The organism is Hamadaea sp. NPDC051192, from assembly GCF_040682475.1.
GTDB lineage: Bacteria > Actinomycetota > Actinomycetes > Mycobacteriales > Micromonosporaceae > Hamadaea > Hamadaea flava.
On the sequence record NZ_JBFBAZ010000059.1, the window covers coordinates 41,627 to 47,626 of the forward strand.

A 6,000-nucleotide genomic window follows, 5' to 3' on the forward strand; every position below is an offset into this window, starting at 1 on the left:
AGAACGTGTCCGTAGTCACTCTGTGTGCGTAGGGCAGGATGGCGTCTGTGTGCTTGGTCGATGCTGACCGGCTCCGCGACGAACCCGGGAAGGAACGTTCATGCCCGATCTTGAGAAGTCTCAGCTCGCCCCGCACCCTCGCCTGGCACCGCCGCCAGGCCCGGTCGTCCTGCTGGTCATGGACGGTGTCGGCGAGGGTCGGCACGACGCCTACGACGCCGTCTCCGTGGCTCGCACGCCTGCCCTCGACTCGCTCCACTCGGACGCCGCGTACCGGACGATCCTCGCGCACGGGCCCTACGTCGGGTTGCCGTCGGAGACCGACATGGGTAACTCCGAGGTCGGCCACAACACACTGGGCGCGGGCCGGATCTTCGACCAGGGCGCCAAGCGCATCGACATCGCGGTGGACTCCGGCGCCATCTGGACCGGGACCTGGCAGGAGATCATCGCGCAGGTGACGCAGCGGGGCACCGCGCTGCACCTGATCGGTCTGCTGTCGGACGGCAACGTCCACTCGAACATGACCCACCTCGCCGCCCTGATCGGCAAGGCTCGCGACCAAGGTGTGCACCGGCTGTACGTGCACGCTCTGCACGACGGGCGGGACGTGCCGGACCGGACGGCCGAGAAGTACGTCGCCGAGGTCGAGCAGGAGCTGGGCGCGGCGGCGAAGGCGACCGGCGGCGTCTACCGGATCGCGTCCGGCGGCGGCCGCATGGTCACGACCATGGACCGGTACGAGGCCGACTGGCGCATCGTCGAGCGCGGCTGGCAGGCGCACGTCCTGGGCACCGCGCGGCCGTTCGCCTCCGCCACCGACGCGATCGAGCAGCTCCGCAAGGAGACCCCGGGGATCAGCGACCAGCTGCTGTCCCCCTACACGATCGTCGACGAGGACGGCCGCCCGGTGGGCGCGATCCAGGACGGCGACTGTGTGGTGTTCTTCAACTTCCGCGGCGACCGGGCGATCGAGCTCTCCTGGGCGTTCACCGCCGGCGCGGACTTCGCGGGATTCGACCGGCAGCGGGTGCCGGACGTGCTCTTCGCCGGTATGACGCTCTACGACGGCGACACCGACATGCCCAAACTCCGGCTGGTGGAACCGGAGCCCGTGCCGGACACGATCAGCGAGCTGCTCGCGCGTACCGGAGTCACCCAGTGGGCCGGGGCGGAGACGCAGAAGTTCGGCCACGTGACCTACTTCTGGAACGGCAACCGCTCGGAGAAGTTCGACCCCGCCACCGAGACCTACTTCGAGATCCCCTCGGACCAGGTGCCGTTCAACGAGCGGCCCTGGATGAAGTCGGCCGAGACCGCCGACGCCATCATCGAGGCGATCCACTCCGGCCGGTACCGCTTCATCCGGGCCAACTTCCCCGGCGGCGACATGGTCGGCCACACCGGGAACTTCGAGGCGGCCGTCGTCGCGATGGAGTCGGTGGACCTGGCGATCGACCGGATCAATCGAGCGGTCAAGGCGGCCCAGGGAACGCTCGTCGTCACCGCGGACCACGGCAACGCCGAAGACATGGTCGAGCGGGACAAGCAAGGCGAGCCGGTGTTCCTCGCGGACGGCACGCCCCGTTGGAAGACCGCCCACAGCACGAACCCGATCCCGCTGATCATCGCCGACTACGCCGACCGTGACATCTCGTTCCGGAACGACGTGCCGAAGGGCGGACTCGCGAACGTCGCGTCGACCCTGATCGAGTTGCTGGGCTACGAGGCGCCGGCCGAATACGAACCGACCCTGCTGCAGTCCTGACAGCCGATGATGGACTTGTGGGGCGCCGCACTGCGACGCCCCACAAGTGTCAGATACGAAAAAGCCGGCGGCGGCTGGCGACGCTCACCCCCGTTAGCGTCGCCAGCCAGCGCGCCGGTTCAGGTGGCTACCGTCCCCCAACGGTGTCACGCCACCCATCCCCCAGCTCCTCGCTCGGCGCCAAAGTCGAAACAGATCAACTAGGCGAACCCCCGGTTTGCACAAGCGAGGCGCGTTACAGATCACGCTACGCCGGGCGTATTCCGTCGTCCACCGGTTTCCGTGTCTCTACTGTCACAATCTGTAACGGTGATCACACGGGTCTCCCGCTGTCCCGGAGATGAGCCACCAATTCCACCCGGCTGCGCACGCCGAGCTTGCGGTAGATGTTCGCGAGGTGGGTCTCGACTGTTCGCTCGCCGATCACCAGCCGTTCCGCGATCTCCCGCGCCGAGGCTCCGGCCGCGGCCAATTCGAGCACTTCCTGCTCGCGCCGGGTCAGCGTCCGGCCGTCCGGCGGCTCGAACCGGTCGATTCGGCGTACCAGGCCGGAAAGGCCGCGTTCGGCGGCGAACGTCCGCGCGCTCTTCACGTCCTGCGCGTCCGCGCGCAGCCGCGCCCGCTCCCAGCGAAGCCAGGCGAGCCACGGCGTGTGACCGACCACGCGCGTCGCGTCGTCCAGCCAGGCCGTGGCGCGCTTCGGGTCCGCTTCCAGTCGAGCTGCCATCAGCGCCGTGGGTCCGGCACTCGCCGTGGCCGGTCCCGCCACGATCCATTTCCCCTGATACGCCGAAAGAAGCGCACCGAGCCGGTCGGCGGCAGCGGCGTCGGGCTCGGCGGCGACGACGAACGCGATCGTCCAGGGGTCGAGGGGCTGAGCGGCCAGCTCCTCGATCAGCGCGCCGGCCAGTTCGTCGCGCCCGTCCGCGCGGGCGATCCAGGCCTGGGCGGCAGTTATCCATAGTGGACCGCCGACGTCCCGCAGCCGATCGCCGAGGTCGCCGGGGTCGCCGTCGAGCAACCGCAGTCCGGCGTACGCCGCGAGCCCTTCCAGGTCAGCCGTCACCGCGAGGTGCTCTCGGGCGGCGGCTGCCTTGCCCGCCAGGACGAGGCGATGCGCCGCGATCTCCGGTACGCCGTCCACCTCGGCCAGATGCCGGTCGGCCAGACCGAGGTCGCCGTCCCGCAAGGACAGCGCGGCCACCGCCCGGTGCGCCCGGCTCAGCAGTACGCCGTCGTCCAGCGCCCCGGCCTCACGAAGCGCCTGCCGCAGCTGGTCGGCGTCCGGCTCGACCTGGGCGAGCAGCGCTTCAGCCATCGCCCGGGGGTCGGCGCACTCGCGGGCCGCGGCCAGCGACTGCTCGGCGAGCGTGCGAGCCGCCGCTCCCGTCGACTCCAACGCCAGCCGGGCGCGCAGTCGCGCCACAGTAGACACGTCGGCTTCCTCGATCGAGTTGAGCAGCGCCAGTGCTTCGGTGAGCGCGGTCGCCCGCTGCGGATCGGTCGGCTCCGCCGTCGCACCCGACCCCGATCGCGGCCCGTACGCCAACGCCGCCTCGGCTAGCAGTCCGGCGTCCTTCGCTTGGCGGCCGAGGCGTACCGCCGCCGCGAAGGCGTTGCGGGCCTGCTCCCGATGCGCGGACTGTAGTTGCGCGGACCCGTACGCGACCAGCAGCCGGCCCAGGTGGCCGGGTGACCACTGCGCCCGGGAGGCCAGTTCCACCGCGACGGCGAACGCGTCCGCCGCCTCCGCCGGACGTTCGGCGGCCCGAGCGGACGCGACGGTCGCGGCGACCGCCCGGTCCAGGCGTTCGTCGCCGCCGAGCACCGCCGCGGCGACCAGGTGATGGGATAGCTCGGCCACAGTGGGGGCTCGTTCGCCCGCCCGCGCGCCGACGGAGAGCAACGCGTCGGCGACCGCCTCGTGCAGGCCGGCGGTCTCGGTCAGGCCGAGGGCGTCGTAGCTCAGCTCACGGACGAGCGCGGAATCGAAGGCGAAGACGCGATCGGTCACCGGCCGGATCAGCCCGGCCGTGATCGCCTCCTCCAGCGCGGGCAACGCGGCGTCCCCGGCGACTTCCTCCACGATGGACAGATCGAACTCCCGGCCGACGACCGAGGCGATCCCGAGGACGTGACGGGCGGGCTCGGTCAGCGCGGCCAGGCGGCCGGTGATCGGGGCCGTCGCCGACTCCGGCCAGCGCAGGGCGACCCGGCGCCGCCCGTCGTCGGACTCCCGCAGCTGCCCGGCGATCGCGGTCAGCAGCGCAGGGCTGCCGTCGGTCCGGCGGCGCAGCTGCGTCGCGAGCGCCTCCGGCACCGGCCAGGCGACCGATCCGGCCAGCATCTCGCCGACCTCGTCCCGGCTCAACCCCGGCAGCCACACCCGGTACGCGGCCGGACCGGACGGCAGCGTCTCCGCCACGGCTGGGCGTACGACCGCGACGACGAGCGTCGGGGTCGCGGACGGCTGATCTGCGTACTCGGCGAGCAGGGTCAGCGTCTCCTCCGCGGCGCGGTGCAGGTCGTCCAGCGCGACGAGCACCGGCCCGGCCTCCGCGAAGACCTGGGACAAGGCGGCCTGCGCCGACCAGACGTCGTCCACAGCCGACGGCGAACCGAGGTCGGCCAGCACGCGCTGCCACGGCCAGAGCGCGGGCGCGCCCGCGGCTCGGGGCGGCGCCACGCGTACGTATCGAAGTCCCGGAGTCCGTCGATGGAACTCCTCCAGTAGCCCGCTCGCCCCCCGGCCAGGTTCGGCGATCAGCAGCACCACGCGGAGCCGCCGCTCGTCGACGACCGCACGGGCGTGCCCGGCAAGAGCCCCCAGCTCCACCGCGCGCCCGACGAATCGCACGTCCTCACCCCCACCCTTTCCGGCGACGCTATTCACTCCTGCGGCCGACCGGCCATCCTCCGCCCGGAGGGTACCCAGAGCGGTACGGATGGCAGTACGGAGAACCCGCGCATGGGAAAGTTCCGTACCCGGCCCGATGACCACCGAGCGGCTCGCTTCCTACCTTCGTACTCGTTCCTGGCAAGCCCCCAGACAGCCACCGAGAAAGGATCGAAGGACATGTCCCAGTTCCGCGACGTGATCGCGCGGATGGCGGTGGACGCGGAGTTCGCCCGGCATGCGCGATCCCACCCCGACCAGGTGGCCGCCGAGTACGGGTTGACCTCCGAGGAGTCCGACCGCCTCCGCGGCCTGGCCGACGCCTCCACGGGCAGCGGCCCGCAGGCGCTCGGCGTACGCCTCTCCAAGAGCGGCGTGACGACCGGCGGGTTGGCGACCGCCCTGACCTCCGGCCCCGACCTGCACGTGGACGCACATGTGGCGCCCGAGGTGCACATCGCACCGCACATCGTCACGCCGGCCGACGGCGGCCACGACGGTCCGGGCGACTCGGGCGGCGGCGACTCCGGCCCGGACGACGGCCCGAGCACCACCCCGCCCGGCGGCAGCGAATCCCCGTCCGGCGGTGGCGGTACGCCGTCCCCGGCCATCATCGTCCAGGGTGGACTGCACCCGACCCCGGACGGCGCGGGTGGCGGCGACGGCGGCCACGGCGGTCTGGAGATCGGGCCGAAGCAGGACGACCCCGCGCCACCGCCGCCGAGCAGCCTGCACCTGACCCCGGGCGCGCTGCACCTCACCGGTGGCGACGACGGACCCGGTGGCGGTCCCAGCGGTGGACCGGGTGGGCTCCCGACTCCGCCCACGCCGCCCAGTGGCGACCCGACGCCGATGAACCTCGTCCTGCCCGACCTCGGTCACACGGATTCGCCGGACCCGACCGTTCCCGGCGGCGATGCCCCGCAACCGCTGCGACTCATCGGTGACCTGGACTTCGGCACCGGTGACGGCGGCTCGGACAGCGGCTCCGACGGCGGCTCGGACGGCGGTCCCGGCGGCGACTCCGGCGGTGGCGAGGAGCTGGCCACGTTGCCGCCCGGCGGTCGGCTCGCCGGCCTCGTCGGCTCCGACTTCCACCTGCCTGACCTCGGCAACCTCAGCGACGGCGACAGTGGTGGCGAGGACGGCAGCCCTGACTTCGGCCCGGACAGCGACGGCGACGGCGTGCCCGACTTCATGGAATCGCTCCCCGACATCTTTCCGACGATTCCCGGCACTGGTGACGGCTCGGACGGCGGTGACGCCCCGGACGGCGGGCTGCCGGACTTCGGCCCCGACTCCGACGGCAACGGCCTCCCCGATTCGCTCGAAGGCC

2 protein-coding genes and 2 pseudogenes are annotated in these 6,000 nt (G+C 72.1%); 2 read left to right on the forward strand and 2 right to left on the reverse strand.

What is annotated here, in order from left to right:
- The first annotated feature begins 100 nt into the window (after positions 1–100).
- On the forward strand, positions 101–1,768 hold the full coding sequence (gene gpmI, locus AB0M47_RS23975) for a 2,3-bisphosphoglycerate-independent phosphoglycerate mutase (protein ID WP_363417707.1): 1,668 nt from the start codon (positions 101–103) through the stop codon (positions 1,766–1,768).
- A 49-nt stretch (positions 1,769–1,817) separates the two neighbouring features.
- Here gpmI and AB0M47_RS23980 read toward each other — a convergent pair.
- Positions 1,818–1,889: pseudogene (locus tag AB0M47_RS23980) on the reverse strand (hypothetical protein); the annotation flags it as partial.
- Between the two features lie 192 nt (positions 1,890–2,081).
- Positions 2,082–4,625: a LuxR C-terminal-related transcriptional regulator gene (locus AB0M47_RS23985; protein WP_363417710.1), complete on the reverse strand. Its 2,544-nt coding sequence runs from the start codon at positions 4,623–4,625 to the stop codon at positions 2,082–2,084.
- A gap of 219 nt (positions 4,626–4,844) precedes the next feature.
- Between AB0M47_RS23985 and AB0M47_RS23990 the strand changes: the two are divergent.
- A pseudogene (locus AB0M47_RS23990) lies at positions 4,845–6,000 on the forward strand (hypothetical protein); the annotation flags it as partial.